The organism is Psychrobacter nivimaris (assembly GCF_043419765.1).
Classification (GTDB): Bacteria; Pseudomonadota; Gammaproteobacteria; order Pseudomonadales; family Moraxellaceae; genus Psychrobacter.
This window is the reverse complement of sequence record NZ_JBHOFX010000006.1, coordinates 154860-171805: the sequence shown is the minus strand read 5'-3', so window position 1 is coordinate 171805 and position 16946 is coordinate 154860. Positions and strand designations below refer to the sequence as shown.

The 16946-nt window shown below is 42.2% G+C and carries 15 protein-coding genes and 1 pseudogene; 4 read left to right on the top strand and 12 right to left on the bottom strand.

Translation table 11 applies throughout. The features are described from left to right. The 3 genes from ACHEVO_RS12960 to ACHEVO_RS12950 all read right to left on the bottom strand — a co-directional run. The coding region (locus ACHEVO_RS12960) for an ESPR-type extended signal peptide-containing protein (RefSeq protein WP_394125178.1) at positions 1-1996 on the bottom strand (1996 nt) is incomplete at its 3' end. A 630-nt stretch (positions 1997-2626) separates the two neighbouring features. Then, positions 2627-3541: a CDP-diacylglycerol--serine O-phosphatidyltransferase gene (gene pssA / locus ACHEVO_RS12955; protein WP_335731921.1), complete on the bottom strand. Its 915-nt coding sequence runs from the start codon at positions 3539-3541 to the stop codon at positions 2627-2629. 26 nt (positions 3542-3567) lie between these two features. Then, complete coding sequence (locus ACHEVO_RS12950; RefSeq protein WP_394125177.1) at positions 3568-4455, bottom strand: 23S rRNA (adenine(2030)-N(6))-methyltransferase RlmJ; 888 nt, start codon at positions 4453-4455, stop codon at positions 3568-3570. Between the two features lie 141 nt (positions 4456-4596). On the opposite strand from ACHEVO_RS12950, the gene ACHEVO_RS12945 reads away from it, so the two are divergent. Together ACHEVO_RS12945 and dapE are read left to right on the top strand one after the other, a co-directional pair. Then, positions 4597-5352 (top strand): 2OG-Fe(II) oxygenase, encoded by a 756-nt coding sequence (locus ACHEVO_RS12945; RefSeq protein ID WP_394125176.1) that lies wholly within the window; start codon positions 4597-4599, stop codon positions 5350-5352. A 62-nt stretch (positions 5353-5414) separates the two neighbouring features. Then, a complete protein-coding gene (gene dapE / locus ACHEVO_RS12940) occupies positions 5415-6632 on the top strand; it encodes a succinyl-diaminopimelate desuccinylase (RefSeq protein WP_394125175.1) in 1218 nt (405 codons plus the stop codon). A gap of 142 nt (positions 6633-6774) precedes the next feature. Here the strand turns inward: dapE and ACHEVO_RS12935 are convergent, their stop codons facing one another. The 6 genes from ACHEVO_RS12935 to ACHEVO_RS12910 all read right to left on the bottom strand — a co-directional run bounded on the left by ACHEVO_RS12935 (position 6775) and on the right by ACHEVO_RS12910 (position 11561). Further along, positions 6775-7278, bottom strand: coding sequence for a GyrI-like domain-containing protein (locus ACHEVO_RS12935; protein WP_238052249.1), 504 nt, complete (start codon positions 7276-7278; stop codon positions 6775-6777). A gap of 65 nt (positions 7279-7343) precedes the next feature. Then, positions 7344-7553 carry a Fe-S cluster assembly protein IscX gene (gene iscX, locus ACHEVO_RS12930; protein ID WP_021812734.1) on the bottom strand — a complete coding sequence of 70 codons (210 nt, stop codon included), beginning with the start codon at positions 7551-7553 and terminating at the stop codon, positions 7344-7346. 189 nt (positions 7554-7742) lie between these two features. Then, positions 7743-8279, bottom strand: coding sequence for an acyl-CoA thioesterase (locus tag ACHEVO_RS12925; RefSeq protein WP_394125174.1), 537 nt, complete (start codon positions 8277-8279; stop codon positions 7743-7745). A gap of 279 nt (positions 8280-8558) precedes the next feature. After that, entirely contained in the window at positions 8559-9959 is a 1401-nt protein-coding gene (locus tag ACHEVO_RS12920; RefSeq protein WP_379543873.1) for an NAD(P)(+) transhydrogenase (Re/Si-specific) subunit beta, read from the bottom strand. Next, entirely contained in the window at positions 9956-10294 is a 339-nt protein-coding gene (locus tag ACHEVO_RS12915) for a proton-translocating transhydrogenase family protein (RefSeq protein ID WP_197707696.1), read from the bottom strand. Before ACHEVO_RS12915 ends, ACHEVO_RS12920 begins: the two co-directional genes overlap by 4 nt. A gap of 115 nt (positions 10295-10409) precedes the next feature. Further along, positions 10410-11561, bottom strand: coding sequence for a Re/Si-specific NAD(P)(+) transhydrogenase subunit alpha (locus tag ACHEVO_RS12910; protein WP_394125173.1), 1152 nt, complete (start codon positions 11559-11561; stop codon positions 10410-10412). Positions 11562-12058: 497 nt separating this feature from the next. Here ACHEVO_RS12910 and yaaA point away from each other — a divergent pair, with 497 nt between their 5' ends. Continuing rightward, positions 12059-12871: a peroxide stress protein YaaA gene (gene yaaA, locus ACHEVO_RS12905; protein ID WP_394125172.1), complete on the top strand. Its 813-nt coding sequence runs from the start codon at positions 12059-12061 to the stop codon at positions 12869-12871. 94 nt (positions 12872-12965) lie between these two features. Here yaaA and ACHEVO_RS12900 read toward each other — a convergent pair whose 3' ends face one another. Continuing rightward, on the bottom strand, positions 12966-14570 hold the full coding sequence (locus tag ACHEVO_RS12900; RefSeq protein WP_394125171.1) for a glucosamine inositolphosphorylceramide transferase family protein: 1605 nt from the start codon (positions 14568-14570) through the stop codon (positions 12966-12968). Positions 14571-14851: 281 nt separating this feature from the next. On the opposite strand from ACHEVO_RS12900, the pseudogene ACHEVO_RS13430 reads away from it, so the two are divergent. Beyond that, positions 14852-14953 (top strand): annotated as a pseudogene (locus tag ACHEVO_RS13430) (peroxide stress protein YaaA); the annotation flags it as partial. A 108-nt stretch (positions 14954-15061) separates the two neighbouring features. Here ACHEVO_RS13430 and ACHEVO_RS12895 read toward each other — a convergent pair. After that, the gene (locus tag ACHEVO_RS12895) at positions 15062-15730 is read right to left on the bottom strand and encodes a glutathione S-transferase family protein (RefSeq protein WP_394125170.1); all 669 of its coding nucleotides are present in this window, start codon (positions 15728-15730) and stop codon (positions 15062-15064) included. A 25-nt stretch (positions 15731-15755) separates the two neighbouring features. Next, a complete protein-coding gene (locus tag ACHEVO_RS12890) occupies positions 15756-16934 on the bottom strand; it encodes an aromatic amino acid transaminase (protein WP_394125169.1) in 1179 nt (392 codons plus the stop codon). Positions 16935-16946 lie beyond the last annotated feature (12 nt).

Here is a 16946-nt window from a genome sequence, read left to right as displayed (position 1 = left end):
CATTGATGCCGTCAGATCCTGCTGGACCTTGCGGACCGATTGGTCCCTGTAAACCATCAACACCATCTTTACCGTTAATGCCATCAATACCATTTAAACCGTCAACACCATCCTGACCTGCTGGACCTTGTTCACCCTGAGGACCTTGCGCGCCATCTTGACCATTGATGCCGTCAGATCCTGCTGGACCTTGCGGACCGATTGGTCCCTGTAAACCATCAACACCATCTTTACCGTTAGTGCCATCAGTACCATTTAAACCGTCAACACCGTTTTGACCCGCTGGTCCTTGTTCACCCTGAGGACCTTGCGCACCATCTTGACCATTGATGCCGTCAGATCCTGCTGGACCAATTGCTCCTGTATCGCCTTTAGGCCCAGGTGTTAGCTCGATCGTATTTATCTGTGTTTGCAAATCTGTCAACTTGCCATCAACTGCAGCAAATGCAGCACCCACGTTATTGTAGTTCGCATTGCTTATTTTATATGTAGGTGCTTGGAACACACCTGTATTACTGAACTGTGCACCCCCACCTAAAGCTGTTGCTACATTACTAAAATAAGAAATGCCTGTTGTTTCTAATTTTTTTAACTGAGCAATATTCACTGCATCAGTATCGGATGTGCCTGCTGCTACACCCGTAATTTGGCGAGTTTTCCAATTATTTGAGTCAGCACTAGACGTATCGCCAACACTAAGTGCTGCCAAAGTAGATTGCCACGTTGAACTAGTATTACCGTCAGCTGAATAACCTGCTACACTTGCATCTACAGTAGTGACGCTTCGCTCTCCTAGAGCAATGCTGTTATCAATATTAGCGGTCGCGTTTGACCCTACGGATAAGCTATTGGCGCCTGATGCCCTACTAAAACTACCTATCGCTGAACTAGAAACACCTGATGCAATATTGTAGTTCCCCAATGCTGAACTTCTTTCTGCTAACGCTTGATTACTAAAACCCAATGAAGAGCTATCGTTAGCTGAGGCTGTATTATTGTAGCCTACTGCTGAACCACCTAAACCAGATGCTATATTGTTGTAGCCTACTGCTGAACTATTATTACCTGATGCAGCATTATTGAAGCCTATTGCTGAACTGTTGTTGCTCAAAGCCTGATTATTGCGACCTAACGCTGAGCTACCCTCCCCAGAGGCATTATTACTAGAGCCTACTGCTGAACTATCATTACTTGATGCAGTATTACCATACCCCACTGCTGAGCTACGTTCTCCCGAAGCAGTATTATTAGAACCTAGCGCTGAACTACGCAACTTAGAAGCTACGTTTAGACTACCAACTGCAGTACTACGCTCCTCAGCGGTTGAGTTGTCGCTACCTATTGCTAAGCTATAATCCCCTGCAGAGGTATTGACGAAACCTACTGCCGAACTGAATCGGCCAGAAGCTACGTTCTTATGCCCTGCCCCTAAAGCCATTTGCCCGTTTACTGTATTACTAGAACCTACTGCCGTACTATAAGTATTGTTCACATGGTTTAGTATGCCTAATGCTGAACTTCCTAGGCCATCAACATTGTTTTGCGAACCTATGGCTGAGGTGACATTACCTTTAGCGATGTTATAAGAACCTATCGCTGAACTACCTTCACCAGAAGAGATATTTATAGTACCGACAGCTGAGCTATAAATATTTGAAGCTGTGTTGTCATAGCCTATTGCAGTGCTACGAGTGCCTAATGCCTCGTTTAAAAACCCACAGGCTATAGATTCAGATGATGCAACACTGTTACTTGGCATGAAATTTTCTGTCAAACACACTTCTGCCTGACTACTCATCGCCGTCAATCCTAGCACGCCAGCAATAGCAACCCCTATAGCACTCCGGCGTAGTGAGTTGCCTAGTTTCGCAGCTGGCACTGTGCCCACTTGACCTGATCTATTGTTAGACTTTCCACCCGACTTGCTGATTTCACTAACGGCGGTATAGCAACCCGTAGAACGATTAAAAACAACGCGGTAAACATGGTTTAACATGAGAGTATCCTGTATATATAAAGTCGCTATTAGGGCAACTATATGATGGCTATATAAATAGACTGATAGTTAAGCTATCGCTATTAGACATAGACGTTAGTGTTGATAAATAGTTAAACAAGGAAGCTATTAGTTAAGTGTTTCTATGAACGGCCTATCCACTAGAAAATTGAAATATTATTCTTGAAGTTTTGAGAGCTAAAACTCTCATCTCTAGAAATATTTCTGTGTAATTTTTGATATAAAAGGGAACATTACAAATACATAATGAAATATTATATGTTAATTGTAAAGTTCTTGTTTTGAATTTGTAACTTATAAATATATTCTTTAAAGAATATATTATGAGGTTGGAACAGAAAATACTGGCTAATATATATGTTTGACGAGTATTGGTTTGATGGAGTTATCTATTACATGTAAATGAGATTACTCATTAACCTACGTATGACAGTATGCAAGTCATCAAGAGAATAATAATTTTTCATAAGACACAAAAAAGCCGCTTATCAATAGATAAGCGACTCTTGTAAGATATGTTTAGAGTTGTTTTAGTATTAACTAACTTAAATGGTTAAAATTTGAAAATAACTCATAGCAATCTAAAATAGCATATGGAAGATATCAAATTTAGTGTTTAAAATTTGCTTTAATCGTAGTCACGATACCTGATAACGCATAAATAATACCGATCGCTAAGATACCAACAGGAATATCATAGAGCACGATGCTCATGACTAGCACCCCAATGATAAGCACTACAAAAGGCACTTTCTTTTTATCAAATTCTTTAAAGCTATAATATTTGACATTGCTGACCATCAGTAGACCGCAAGTGACGACCCAAGCCGCAAACAGTAGCATGACGGCTGTATCGTATTGACCAATCCACTCATTATGATCGACTGCGACCATTACAGCAGACGTCACCAGTATAGCGGCCAGTGGACTTGCTAAGCCAACAAAGTATTTTTTATCGACAATGCCAACCTGAACGTTAAAGCGTGCAAGGCGAAAAGCAGCACAAGCGGTAAAGACAAATGCACAGCCAATGCCGATACGACCTAACGGCTCTAAAGCAAAGCTATAAATCAATATAGCAGGCGCAACACCAAATGCTAGCATATCTGCTAAAGAGTCATATTGCTCACCAAATGGACTTTGCGCATTGAGCATACGTGCGACACGACCATCTGCGCCATCAAGAATAGCGGATAAGAAGATAGCCAAAGCTGCCTTATAGAACTCGCCTTGGGTACTCGCCAAAATCGAGTAGAAGCCTGACAATAGCGATAAAGTAGTGATCAGATTGGGTGCCAAATAGACACCGCGACTAACAACTCGCTTACCTTCGGCTACTTCAGCTTCAATCACCTCAAATGTCAAACCATCATAGCTATCGTTATCCGCTAGGCGGATATTAAACTCATGCTCATCGATAAACGGTGGCTGAGTCGCTGCATTATCTTGCAGCGAGCCGTCATTTAAGGACGAATTATTCAAAGGTGCATTATTCGGCTGGCCGATAGGTGGCTGAGTCGTCATCTTAATATCCTTATTGGCCGTTATTGCTATTCGCCGACGAGCCAGCGCACATTGGTCGCACTATCAGGCGTCAAGTTTGGCGCGTCTTCTACTTTTAGTACTGGCTGTAAGAAACGTAATATCTCACGTGCATGGTTATCAAATTGCCATGGCGGATTGATAACCAGTAGACCTGTACCGTTCAGACCAACCGCAACATCATTAGGATAAATATTTAGCTCACAAACCAGCTGACGTCTCATTTCAGTACGTTTGAGCTTTTTATAGAAGAGCTCCACGGCTTCGATGTTTTTGATTGGGAACCAAAGCGCATAAGTACCTTGCGGCCATTTGTTATAAGCCGCGACTAATAAATCGATAAGGCGCGTAAAATCTTTGTGCTCTTGCTCATAAGGAGGATCAAGGAAAATCAAACCGCGCTTTTCTCTTGGTGGAATGACAGCGGTGATACCTTCAAAAGCATCACGATGCTGGATACCAATTGGCAACTTATGTAGCTGATAGTTCAACGCATCGTATTCAGTCGCTTTGGCTTCAAAAGCCTCAGCACGCACGCCAGCATCAGGCTTTTTAGCTGCGGTTTTTTCGACGTGATGGGCCACCCACCATGGCGAACCAGGATAGACTTTATTGTCGTAAGTGAATTTGGCTTGCTTAATGCCTTCCATATAATCTTTGACAGCAGCTGGGGCTTTTTCGGTATCTGCTTTTAGAAAAGCTTGAATACCGCCTTTGGCCTCACCTGTTTTGCGCGCTTCTTCACTGCTTAGTGAATACAGTCCACGACCGCCATAAGCGTCAAGCACATAAAAAGGTTTGTTTTTCTGCCCCAGTTGATTAAGCAGTTGTACCAATAAAATGTGTTTAACCACATCAGCAAAGTTACCAGCGTGGTAGGCGTGTTTATAGTTCATAATCTCAAAAGTTTAAATAAGAAAAATTGCATCTATGGTAGCATAGGCAGAGTAAAAGATAATGTGGTTTTAGTAAGTGCTTTCAATAAAAACGCATTGAATGACGGTATATTGACAGCTGATTGATAATAATGAGATGAAATGACGCAGATTATTAGCAACCTTAACAAGACAGCGTTGGTCGTTGATCATCCGATAGGTCAGGATAATCCACCATTACTGCTGCCTGATACTCATAATGATAGCCAAGAAATTCCTACTCAGCACGTATTGCAAATGTCTGACTTTGCGGTGGACTGGGAAGATAAGCTGACGGATAAACAGCTCGATACCTTTGTCACTGACGGCTGGCTCATCATTGATGACGTATTCAATAGTACTGCCTTATTAGCACTACAAGCAGAAAGCGGTTTTATTGACTATCGTGATGCAGAACTGACCGCTGGTGTTCGCATCAGTGATATTCGCGGTGATAGAATACGCTGGATTACTGAAGACTTTTTTGCAGGCTACTATTATCTGCAAAGCATAAATGCTTTGGCCTCGCTATTCAATCGTAGTTTATTCGCTGGTATTCGCCATAGTGAAGCGCATTATGCGTGCTATCCGACTGGTTTTGGCTATCAATGGCACAGTGACAACCCTGCTGGACGTGATGAACGTGTTATCTCGGCAGTGTTTTATCTCAATGATGATTGGGAATCAACCGATGGCGGTGCAATAGAGGTCGTTGATAAACATGGTGTCCACCATGAGGTTATGCCAGTCGCCAACAGACTGATTATCTTTGACAGTGATTTACGTCATCAAGTACAAATTGCGCATCGTCAACGCTACTCTATCGCCACTTGGATGCGCCGTGATGGTCTTGTACCCTTTGTAGAAGTAGCCATTTAGCATTTATTCTCTACTATTCATTTATATTTACCATTTCAATTTATTATACAAAAGGCTTATCCATGTCTGACTCTCATAACCAATCAAGCGCGTCTCAACACAAAACCCACCAGCAAGAAACCTTAGATTTAAGTATTGCACTGTTAGAGCGCCCTTCAGTGACGCCCGATGACGATGGTTGCCAAGATATGTTGTCAGCACGGTTAGAACAAGCAGGCTTTGATTGCGAGTTTATGTATTTTGGTGATAGAAAACAAAGCGGCGAACATGCCGAAGTTAAAAACTTGTGGGCACGCCGCGGTACTAGCGATCCAGTGATTTGTTTTGCTGGTCATACTGACGTCGTGCCAACGGGTGATGAGAAAAACTGGACCTACCCTCCGTTTACTCCAACTATCGCTGATGGGTATCTATGGGCACGCGGTGCTGCCGATATGAAAACTGGTATTGCAGCTTTTACTGTTGCAGCTGAACGTTTCGTTGCCAATTATCCTGAACACAATGGCTCGATTGCTTTTTTAATTACTTCAGATGAAGAAGGCCCGTCAATTAATGGTACGGTCAAAGTAATCGAGACTTTAGAAGCACGTCAAGAAAAAATCACCTACTGTCTCGTTGGTGAGCCATCAAGTACCGATACGTTAGGTGATATCATCAAAAACGGTCGTCGTGGCTCGCTAGGTGCAGAGCTTACCGTTACAGGTAAACAAGGTCATGTTGCCTATCCACATCTGGCATCTAATCCAATTCATGCAGCGATGTCCGCCCTTGCTGAATTGACATCTACCGCATGGGACAACGGCAATGACTACTTCCCAGCCACATCATTGCAAATATCAAATATCAATGGCGGCACTGGCGCAACCAATGTCATTCCTGAAACGCTAAACGTGGTTTTTAACTTCCGTTTCTCAACTGAAACGACTGAAGATGAACTAAAGGCAAAAACGCATGCTATCTTTGATAAGCACTTTGCCAACAGTAAAGCGAGCTACGATATTCATTGGAAGTTATCTGGTCAGCCGTTTTTGACCCCTGAAGGAAAACTGGTTTCGGCCTGTCAAAATGCCATCAAAAAAGTGACCGATGTCGATACCACCCTATCGACTTCTGGTGGTACCTCCGATGGACGCTTTATCGCGCCAACTGGTGCCCAAGTCGTTGAACTGGGTGTGCGTAATGCGACGATTCATCAAGTGGATGAAAAAGTAGAAGTCGATGACCTAGGAAAGCTTGCGCAGATTTACGAAGGCATTTTGGAAAATTTGTTGCTAGATTGAATGTAGTATTAATTGCGACTGTCTAATTGATGACATCCGCTCAAAGAAAAAAGCGCTACCTGATTTAGGTTAGCGCTTTTTTTGTCATTATTTTATCAAAAATGGCTTGATCAGCTTAAGTTACTTAAGTCAATTAATAGCTTTATTCAATACCAATATAGACATCAACTTGACCGTATTCTAAGTTACCACCGATATAATGCTCAAAGTCTACATTAAACGTTCGGGTATGCTCGCAATCGGGCGCATTGAAATACTCCCAAGCACTTTCCCATGCATTCATCACAGTGTTAGGCATGTAACCTTCTTCAGAAAATACCAAGTACTTTCCTGCAGGAATATCAACCGTCACTACATTACTAGCATTAGCCACATTGTCGCTTTCTGACTGAGCATCTTGCTCGCTGGCTACTTTCCAACTGGCCACAACGTCAAACGCCCCTGCCAGATCATCGCTTTCATAGTTGTGATAGACACCATAAATGTCTTCACCTTCAGGGAGTTCACCCGCGTGATTTTGATAAAACTTTTGCCATAATCTACCAAGTTTGGCAGTGTCATGGCTTATCTCAGCGTTATTAGTGGTACGAACGCTGATACCGCGACAAGCTATCGCTTCTGGTAGCTCTTTAATTTGTGAGGTCATGATGCGGCCTTTTCTGTCTGTTTATTTAGTTTTCTATTTATAGCAATGCTGACAGATCAAATCGATTAATCTGCTTCATCAATCCAATTCATTTGAATGGCTTCTAAGATGCCTTCATTTGATTTTTGTGGATCATCATCAAAGCCTTCAAGCTCAGTTACCCAGCGATGCAAATCAGTAAAACGAATATACTGTGGATCTGTTTCTGGGAATTTCTCATAAAGCTCAATCGCGATATCTAAGCTGTCTGTCCATTTTAATTTTTGTGGGGTCATAACGGTACCTTATTTTTAGTCGTTTTGAGAATCATCATTTTAAAAACGATGCTATCGTCCTAATACTGACGACTTGATGGGCTCTATCCTACCAAAATTCAGCAAATGATTATAGCCAAGTTATTTTACGATATTGTTTTTCAATACTGGGTTTCAATACTAGGTTTCAATACTGTTTTGCGATGTGGCTTAGGCTGATTTAGTCGATCTTACCGCGACTTGATGCTCATTCCATGTATTAATGGTATCCGTCAACTGCTCGCCCATCATATCTAATACTTCTGGTGTGCGCATGCCTTTACTATCTGTAAAAACAAACTTGGTCATACCAACGCCCATCAGCTGATTTTTAACAAAGAACCGATGCTCAAAATACACATATTTATGATCCCATCCTGCGACTGCACTGCTAAGCGTCATTTTATCCAAAAATTTAATTTGCTTAAGATAAATCATCTCTTGCATGGCAATCACCCAATTCAGCGGTTTAATGCCTTTTTCATGACAGCACGCCTTTACCCAGCGTGTCACGTTTAGCTCAATAAATGATAAATAACGATAATTGGGTAAATGATCGCGAAACCCCATATCGTGGGGCAAAATTCGATAATGGCGGACGGTCGGTGCAGTCAATGTCTCTAGACTGATAGTTTCGCTCGTCGATTGATGCTTGAGCTGTTGCTTAAGTAAGCTAACCATAATAAAAAAACGCAGTAACATGTTCATAAATCTTTCTCTTATTTCATCGTATTTATAATTGGTAATCGTCTAACGTTGAAGCTGTTCAGATGGGTTAAAAGGTTAATCAGGCGCAAATCGTATACTGAGTAGATAAAGCACAGTTAATATTATGATTATTAAAAACTCACCGTAATTGGAAATAACCTCAGTCTATAGTCGGCTCATAAATGCCGCCCACTTTAACGCAAAAAAAGCCACCTCAGTGACTTTCTTTATCTAAAAACTTATCTGCAAATAATAATGGTTAAAAACATAGCTTAGAGATTAATGACCGCCGCCATTGATAGTACGTACCATCTCTTCTACCATTTTCTTAGCATCACCAAAGATCATCATGGTTTTGTCCATGTAGAATAAGCTGTTATCCAGACCTGCATAACCGGTACTCATTGAACGCTTGATGACCATGACCGTCTGGGCTTTGCTAACTTCTAGAATCGGCATACCAAAGATTGGGGAAGTAGGATCATCTTTCGCAGATGGGTTTACAACGTCGTTTGCACCGATAACCAACACCACATCTGTACTCGCAAAGTCTGAGTTGATCTCGTCCATTTCTAAAATATCATCATAAGGTACATCAGCTTCAGCCAATAGGACGTTCATATGGCCTGGCATACGACCCGCGACCGGATGAATGGCAAAGCGAACGTTAACGCCTTCTTCTTTTAATAGCTCATATAGCTCTTTTACTGCATTTTGTGCACGGCCTTGTGCCATACCATAACCTGGTACAATGACCACACTGCTAGCATTAGACATGAGGAACCCTGCGTCTTCTGCTGAGCCTGCTTTGTAGTTCTTCGGTGCACCATCATCGCCGCCTACGGCAACAGCTGACGTACCCATACCACCGAATAAGACATTAAGTAGTGAGCGGTTCATGGCTTTACACATAATATAAGACAAGATCGCACCTGATGAACCGACTAGCGAACCCGCGATAATCAGCATCGAGTTGCCAAGCGTGAAACCAATACCTGCTGCTGCCCAACCTGAGAATGAGTTCAGTAGTGATACAACTACTGGCATGTCACCGCCACCGATTGGCGCAATCCACATCCAGCCAAAGATAACGGCAATCACTGCCATCGCATAAAATGCCGGTAATGAGTCAGTGACGAAATAGACGCCGCCGAAACCAATCATCGCAATGAATAGTAGCGCTTGGACCGGTTTTACCCAGCCGCCAACCAATGTTTTCGCCCAACTTTTCGCGGCCAATTTACCAAAGGCAAAGACCGAGGCTGAGAACGTAATTGCACCGATGAAGCAACCGATAAATAGCTCGATGCGAGCAACGGCACCATGCTGTTGTTCAGTGTGTAATACCGTCGCAAGTGCAATCGCAACCGCTGCCAAACCGACGAATGAATGCATTAAAGCGACTGTTTCTGGCATTTGCGTCATCGCGACCGTTTTTGCTTTCCACATACCAACGAGAGCACCCAACACCATCGCACCGATGATCAACCAAAGCACAGGGCCTTCTGCTAAGAAGAACGTCGTGACGACAGCAATTGCCATCGCTGCCATACCAAAACGGTTACCGCGAATCGCTGTCTTTGGACTAGACAAACCACGTAACGTTAAAACAAAGAGAATAGCGCCGACTAGATAGAACCAATCTGCATTTGCTGCAATCATTGCTGAGAAATCGTTCATGCGTCACCTCCGGCATCAGTGGTTGCTACTGGTGCTTTTTTCACTTTCGGTTTAAACATCGCAAGCATACGCTCAGTCACAGCAAAGCCACCGAAGATATTGATACTGGCTAAAAATACCGCAAAGGCACCAAGCAAACTGGTCGGTGTAAACATTGAACCATCAATCGTGACGGTTTGTAGCATCGCACCCACGATGACGATACTTGATAAAGCGTTGGTTACCGCCATCAATGGCGTATGTAATGCAGGCGTTACGCCCCAAACCACGTAGTATCCGACAAAAATAGCGAGCACAAATACAGTGAAAATCGCTACAAATGGTGTGCTACTCATGGCCGCACCGGCTGGCGCTGCAGCTAAAATAGTGGCAATCATCTAATCCTCCTAAAAATTTATTCATTACTGGCAAATGTGTAGTGACAAAATATGTGGTAATAGGCTGTTCAAACTAGCGTTTGGCCAGTCGTACCTGACTATCATGTGTCACTGCCAGTGCGCCCTGAATCTCGTCTTCCATGTCTAAGTTAAGTGCCAAGCTGACTGATGCATCATCGCCAGCAGGTGCAATCAATGTCGTAATAAAGTTAACAAGGTTATTGGCATACAAATCTGAAGACTGTGCGGCTAGCTGTGAAGGGATATTGGCGGCACCAACGATACGTACGCCGTTGTCTGTCGTGATGGTTTCGTTAGGCACGCTGCCTTCGACGTTACCACCAGTACCGGCCGCCATATCGATCAGTACGGAACCTGCTTTCATTTTGGCAAGCGTTGCGCCATGTACCAAGCGCGGTGCGTTGCGACCAGGAATCTGAGCTGTGGTAATAACGATGTCAGCGTTGCTCAATGCTTTGTCCACGACAGCTGCTTGATCTTTGACATATTGCTCTGATGGCGTCCATGCATAACCACCGGTAGACTTAGCTGTTTCAGCCTCCTCTGCGCTCATCGGCACGTCAAGCCATTTACCACCGAGTGATTCTACTTGCTCGCGAGCGGTCGGACGTAGGTCACTGGCTTCTACCACTGCACCCAAACGCTTGGCTGTCGCAATTGCCTGTAGACCTGCGACACCAACACCTAGGATAACGACTTTAGCTGGCTTAACTGTACCCGCTGAAGTCATAAACATCGGGAAAGGACGCGAATACTCATTGGCCGCGAGCAATACTGCTTTATAACCAGCGAGGTTGGCTTGTGATGACAATACATCCATATTTTGTGCGCGTGACAGTGTACGAGGCAATAACTCCATCGCAAAGACTGTTGCGCCTTTGGCTGCATAAGTGTCAAGCTGAGTGTTACGATACGGGTCAAGCATGCCAATGACGATCTGACCAGACGACAAGCTTTCAGTGGCTTCCGCTGGTAGGTCATTGACGGTGGTAATAATCTTAGACTGGGTAATCACCTCGGTACGACTACTGGCAATGTCGGCACCCGCAGCCTGATACAACTCATCAGCATAGTATGCTGCTTGGCCTGCACCTGACTGAATGACGACTTCAAACCCAAGTTTACGCAATTTTTTGACTGCGTCTGGGGTTATGGCTACACGGCTCTCGCTCGTGATATCTGCACTTATTACACCGATTTTCATACCGTCTCCTTACTTACGTCCAATGACTATATTTACGTCTCACGACTACCTTTAATACCCTCAACGCACATCTAAAAAGCACAGGGGACAAAACCCATTGATCATGATTAATCCATTACAGCGACCAAAGGTTATCAATTTAATAAATGATAGCTACTTTACCATCATGCCTTTTTATTATAGAGATATCGTTCATCAAGTTTCATTGTCTAATGATGACCCACAAGTAAAATAAAAATTTAGGTATTTACACCATTGGCATACTTTTTGTTGGTATATTAAAGCCTTTTATTTTTCTGAAAAACGCTTAGCCCTTATAGGTACAGGCCTAACTCCATTTATTTCCTAATGTTAAATCCGTTCTTTTATTAAACAAATAACGTCAATAAACATAAAATAAGCAAGGTGAAGTCAAGTTCCACCCATGCATACCGTATAATAAGAATACTTGACACTCGAAAAAACCCGTCATCGATTCATTATAATAAGGAATAAACATGTATTTTTTGCTCTCCCCTGCAAAATCCCTGAACGAAACAGATGCTATACCATTAAATTTAGGCAACTACTATAGCCAGCCCGAGCTAATCGAGCGCTCACAAGAATTGATGAAAGTACTGAAGTCAAAAGAGCCCGTTGACCTACAAGAATTGATGAGTATATCTGACGATTTGGCTCAGCTTAATGCTACGCGCAATCAACAATGGCATTGGAGCGAAGAGCAACCATTTACTAACGATGCCTCTGATAATGCCGCTAAGCCTGCAGGCTATTTATTCGATGGCGATGTCTATACTGGACTTGATATGTATCATATGGACAAAGATACCGCTACTTATGTCAATGAGCACTTAGGTATTTTGTCTGGGCTGTATGGAGTACTAAAGCCACTAGATCTGATCCAGCCATATCGCTTAGAGATGGGCACCAAGCTGAAAAATGAGCGCGGTGACAATCTTTATGAGTTTTGGGGTGAGGAAGTGACTAACGTTATCAATGCGCGTATGGCTGACAGCGATGACAAAACATTGGTTAATTTAGCTTCTAATGAATACTTTAAGGCGGTAAAAAAGAAAGCACTGAAGGCAGATATCGTCACGCCACGATTTGAAGACGAGAAAAATGGTCAATACAAAGTGATTAGCTTTTATGCCAAAAAAGCCCGTGGACTGATGGTGAAATATGCTGCTGATAATAAGCTGACCAATGCTGAACAGCTAAAGCAGTTTGATTTGGCAGGATATTACTATTGTGAAGATGCGTCCGATAATAAGACGTGGACGTTTAGAAGGGATGCGGCGGATCAGTAACTTGATATAATATGAGTCACAATTATAAAAAACCCATCATAAGCCGAAACTTATGATGGGTTTTTTATTCTCCAACCACTAAATGTTTTAGTACCTATATTCTAAAACGCAACTTATCTCTTGATACATCAAGTACCACTGTTTCATCATAAATATTATAGGTATGGAGACGATCAATATCTGTCTCCCAGTCCGGTTCAATATAACGTACAAAAGTTTCTTTATAAGACGTCGGTGTTAGCTCTTCTACTAGGTACAAACCAATCCTACGCCCGTATCTAATAGTTCCATCTTGAGCAGTACGAAATAACTGACCGTTTTTTCGGAATAATGCGCCTGCTAATCGAGATCCACGCACGTCAATTTTTAGAGGCGCCGAGGGATGAATGGTCCAATTATCTGCTTGCAGCTTGTCAGACGTATAAATATACAACTCTAAATCCATAGTGAATGCTGAAATTGAACCGTGAGTTGTGAAAAGATACCATAATCCATTATGCTCAATCACAGCGCTATCCACGGCCTGAACGTCTGAAACTAACTCATGAACTTTTTCCCACTTACACGGAAAATCTGTCGCTTTTAATAAGCTAATACAATTGGTTTTTGCAGCCTCTGGAATCATATAGACAGCATCTTCATACTCGAATACATTGGGAAAGCTTAAGTGCGTGCTAATACCCAAATCAGCTTGTCCTGAACTAATAACTTGATGGCTTTCATTCAGCTCTATCCACTCTATTCGACCAATATTCTCTTTATAGTTCAGACTCTCAAAAAATATGTAACGTCTTGAGTCGTGTTCAATATAAAAAGGATCAGCCCAAAAGCAGCCTTTCGCAGGCATTATTTCTGTATATGTATGTATTGGTTGATCAACAGATCCAATAAAGAGGCTCCACTGATTGAGATAAAAACTCTTATAAAAAGTTTTGACAGTATAATATTTTAAGAATCTAGGTAAGTGTTTGATGGTCATTGATAAGTCGGGTTTGTGATGAACCGTGTGTTCGCCAGTTGTCTTAATAGGCTTTCCGGTATTAACTCCAACTCTATTCCTATGGAAGTACCAATATAATACCGATGCTGCTATCCCATTTGACTTACGCTTAGTTAAGTTATAATCCCAATAAAATAGCGTGCCATAACCCTCCCCTACAACTTTATCTACATTAAGATGTTCATTTAATAATTGCAGAGTCACGACACTACTTTCCCATTGTTCAGCAAACTGCCAATATAACGTAGGCTTATCATGTTGTATCGCATTGTTGCCATAATGAAAAAAAAGCACGCCATTTTTTGTAATACTTAAAATTTTTCCTGTCAGCGCTCTGAAACCAATATTAAGCAGGTAATCTAAATCCGCCGCTTCGATTTTCTCAATCACTGAATCTTCAATTTCTTCAGTGTACTCACCCTGCTTCGGTATAGACATGATAGTAGGCATTGAGCCATTTTTTGATAAGTCGTGGATAGAATAATGCTTAGCATTACTCTTAGTTCGAGAAAGAGAAGAGAATATTTTTTGATTAATTAGGGGAATAGACTTTAGTACACTGCGTTTTTGTTTTATATTTCGTTGAATAGCGATACAAACCTCGACAACTCCTTCATCCACTAATGACTTAAGTGGTTCAAAGTTGTACCACGCCAAGGTCTTATCTTCTACAAGGATTCCAAGTCTAATCTTCTTCATCGTGATCACATTAAATGGCACACGATATTTTGCGCATTCTGACCCGCAACACGTGTCCAAACTCCTTTTAATTGAATTGTCACTCCATTATATATTTAAATAATAACATATATAGTAGTACATATTAAAAGAAACTCACCATTAAATTAGACACAAAAAAGCCCTGCTATCTTTCGATAACAGAACTTCTAATAGCCAAATAGGTTTTATGACAAAATCATACTTTTAGCGAAACGCGATTCATCGAGAAAGGTGAGAAAATGGTCAATATAAAGTAAAAGGCTGAACAGCTAAAGCAGTTTGATTTGGCAGGATATTACTATTGTGAAAACGCGTCTGATGATAAGACATGGACGTTTAGACGAGATGCGGCGCTTCAGTAGCTTCATATAAAACTACATTTACTACAATCGCTAGAAGTCATTAGAATCATTGCATTCAGTGCTTCTAGCCCAGTCATCACATATCTTTTAGTTGAACATATGAACAGATTACAACAACCCTTCTTGTGCCATCATTTCTTGTATCGAGGCACGGTTTAGCATGGCTTGATAATGTGCGTTTAAATGTGTCCAATCCTGTGCTCGACTCGCATATCGCTGACTCCAGTGAGCAATCATAAATAAATGAAAATCAGCCCCACTTAATTTATCGCCTAACAACCATGGACCATTATTCGCCAATCCCTTTTCAACAATATCCCAACAGTGGGTTAGCACATCATTCGCTTTATCTTTCACTTGCTGCAAATTGTGCTCGTCACTGATGTACTGCTCGGGATGCGCCCAGCGATTAGCAGCTTCTTGCAGTGTAGAAGACATCCAAAACAAATACTGGTAATAGACACCGCGCCTAGGGCATCCTGTGTCAGGTGCTAGCCCAGACTCTGGGTGCTGATCTAACACATACGTTAAAATTGCCACAGACTCATAAATAACCTGTCCCTGATGCACCAACGTAGGTACTTTGCCATTTGGATTAATGGCTAGATACTCAGCTGATTTTTGCATGTTCTTAGACAGGTCTATTTCTATCATTTCATAAGAAACGCCTAGCTCCTCAAAGACAGCATGGGTGGCCATATTGGCACCACCCTTATCCCAATATAAAGTATAAATAGTCGTGTCCTTCTTGCTGTGGCGATTGGTTGATAAAACCATTGCACTGAGCGATAAGAATTATTCTCTAACGTGAAATAATCGACATGATAGCGTCCGCCAGTTGAGGGATTTCCGTCATTTTCAAACCTGCAATATTGATTCTACCATTTGGCATACCGTAAATCGCGAACTCATCTTGCAATATCAGCATTTGATTTTCTGTTAGCGGTAATAGAGAAAACATGCCTTTTTGGTGCGAAATGTCCAAAAACTCTGCAGGTGCACCCCTATCTTGTAATGCTGCGCCTAATGCTTGGCGAATAGTATCTACCCTATCACGGTAGCTTGCTAGTTCGTCTAGCCATGCGTTTGGTTTGTCTAGCAAATAAGAAGCCACTGCGGCACCGTGATTGGGCGGCATAGAGTAGTTAGCGCGTGTGATGGTTTCTAATAGTGTCTGTATATCTGCATGACGCTCATGGTTCGTCGTCATCACCGTAGCAATACCCGTCCGCTCATTGTATAGCCCCATGTTCTTTGAACAGCTGGCGGCGATAAATGCAAAGTCAGCGTCTTCAATCATTAAACGAAGTCCTGCAGCATCGGTATCAGGATCATCTCCAAAACCTTGATACGCCATATCAATAAACGGGACAATATTTTTCTGTTTACATTTATCAGAAAACAGTTGCCACTGCTCTAAAGAAGGATCTATACCGGTAGGATTATGGCAGCACGCATGTAATAACAACACGTCTCCTTCTTTTGCTTTTTCTAACGCAGCAAAACACGCATCAATATCTAACTGGCCATTTTTATTTTGCCAAGGATACGTATTAACCGCTAACCCAGCACCTTCCATTAGCGGACGATGATTGATATAGCCAGGGTCACTGATCCAAACGGTTGAATCTGGAGAGAGCGTGGCGATCAAATCAGCAATGAGTCGTAACGCCCCTGACGCTCCAACCGTTTGAATCGTACATTGGTTTTTTAGACTTGGACTGTTACCCAGTACAAATTTTGCCATTTGCTGGTTAAAATTAGCGTTACCCGATAACATGCCATAAGCCTTCGAATGAGCTTGATGAGCAAGATGTATTTCTGCGTCTTGCACGGTTTTCATTACAGGTGTATTGCCATGCTCGTCTCGATAGACACCAACCAATAGATCTATTTTATGTTTACGTTGGTCAGCACGAAACCTACCTAACAAGGCCCACAGTGGATCACCATTGATAACAGGCATATTATCTAACATCATGATACTTCCTTA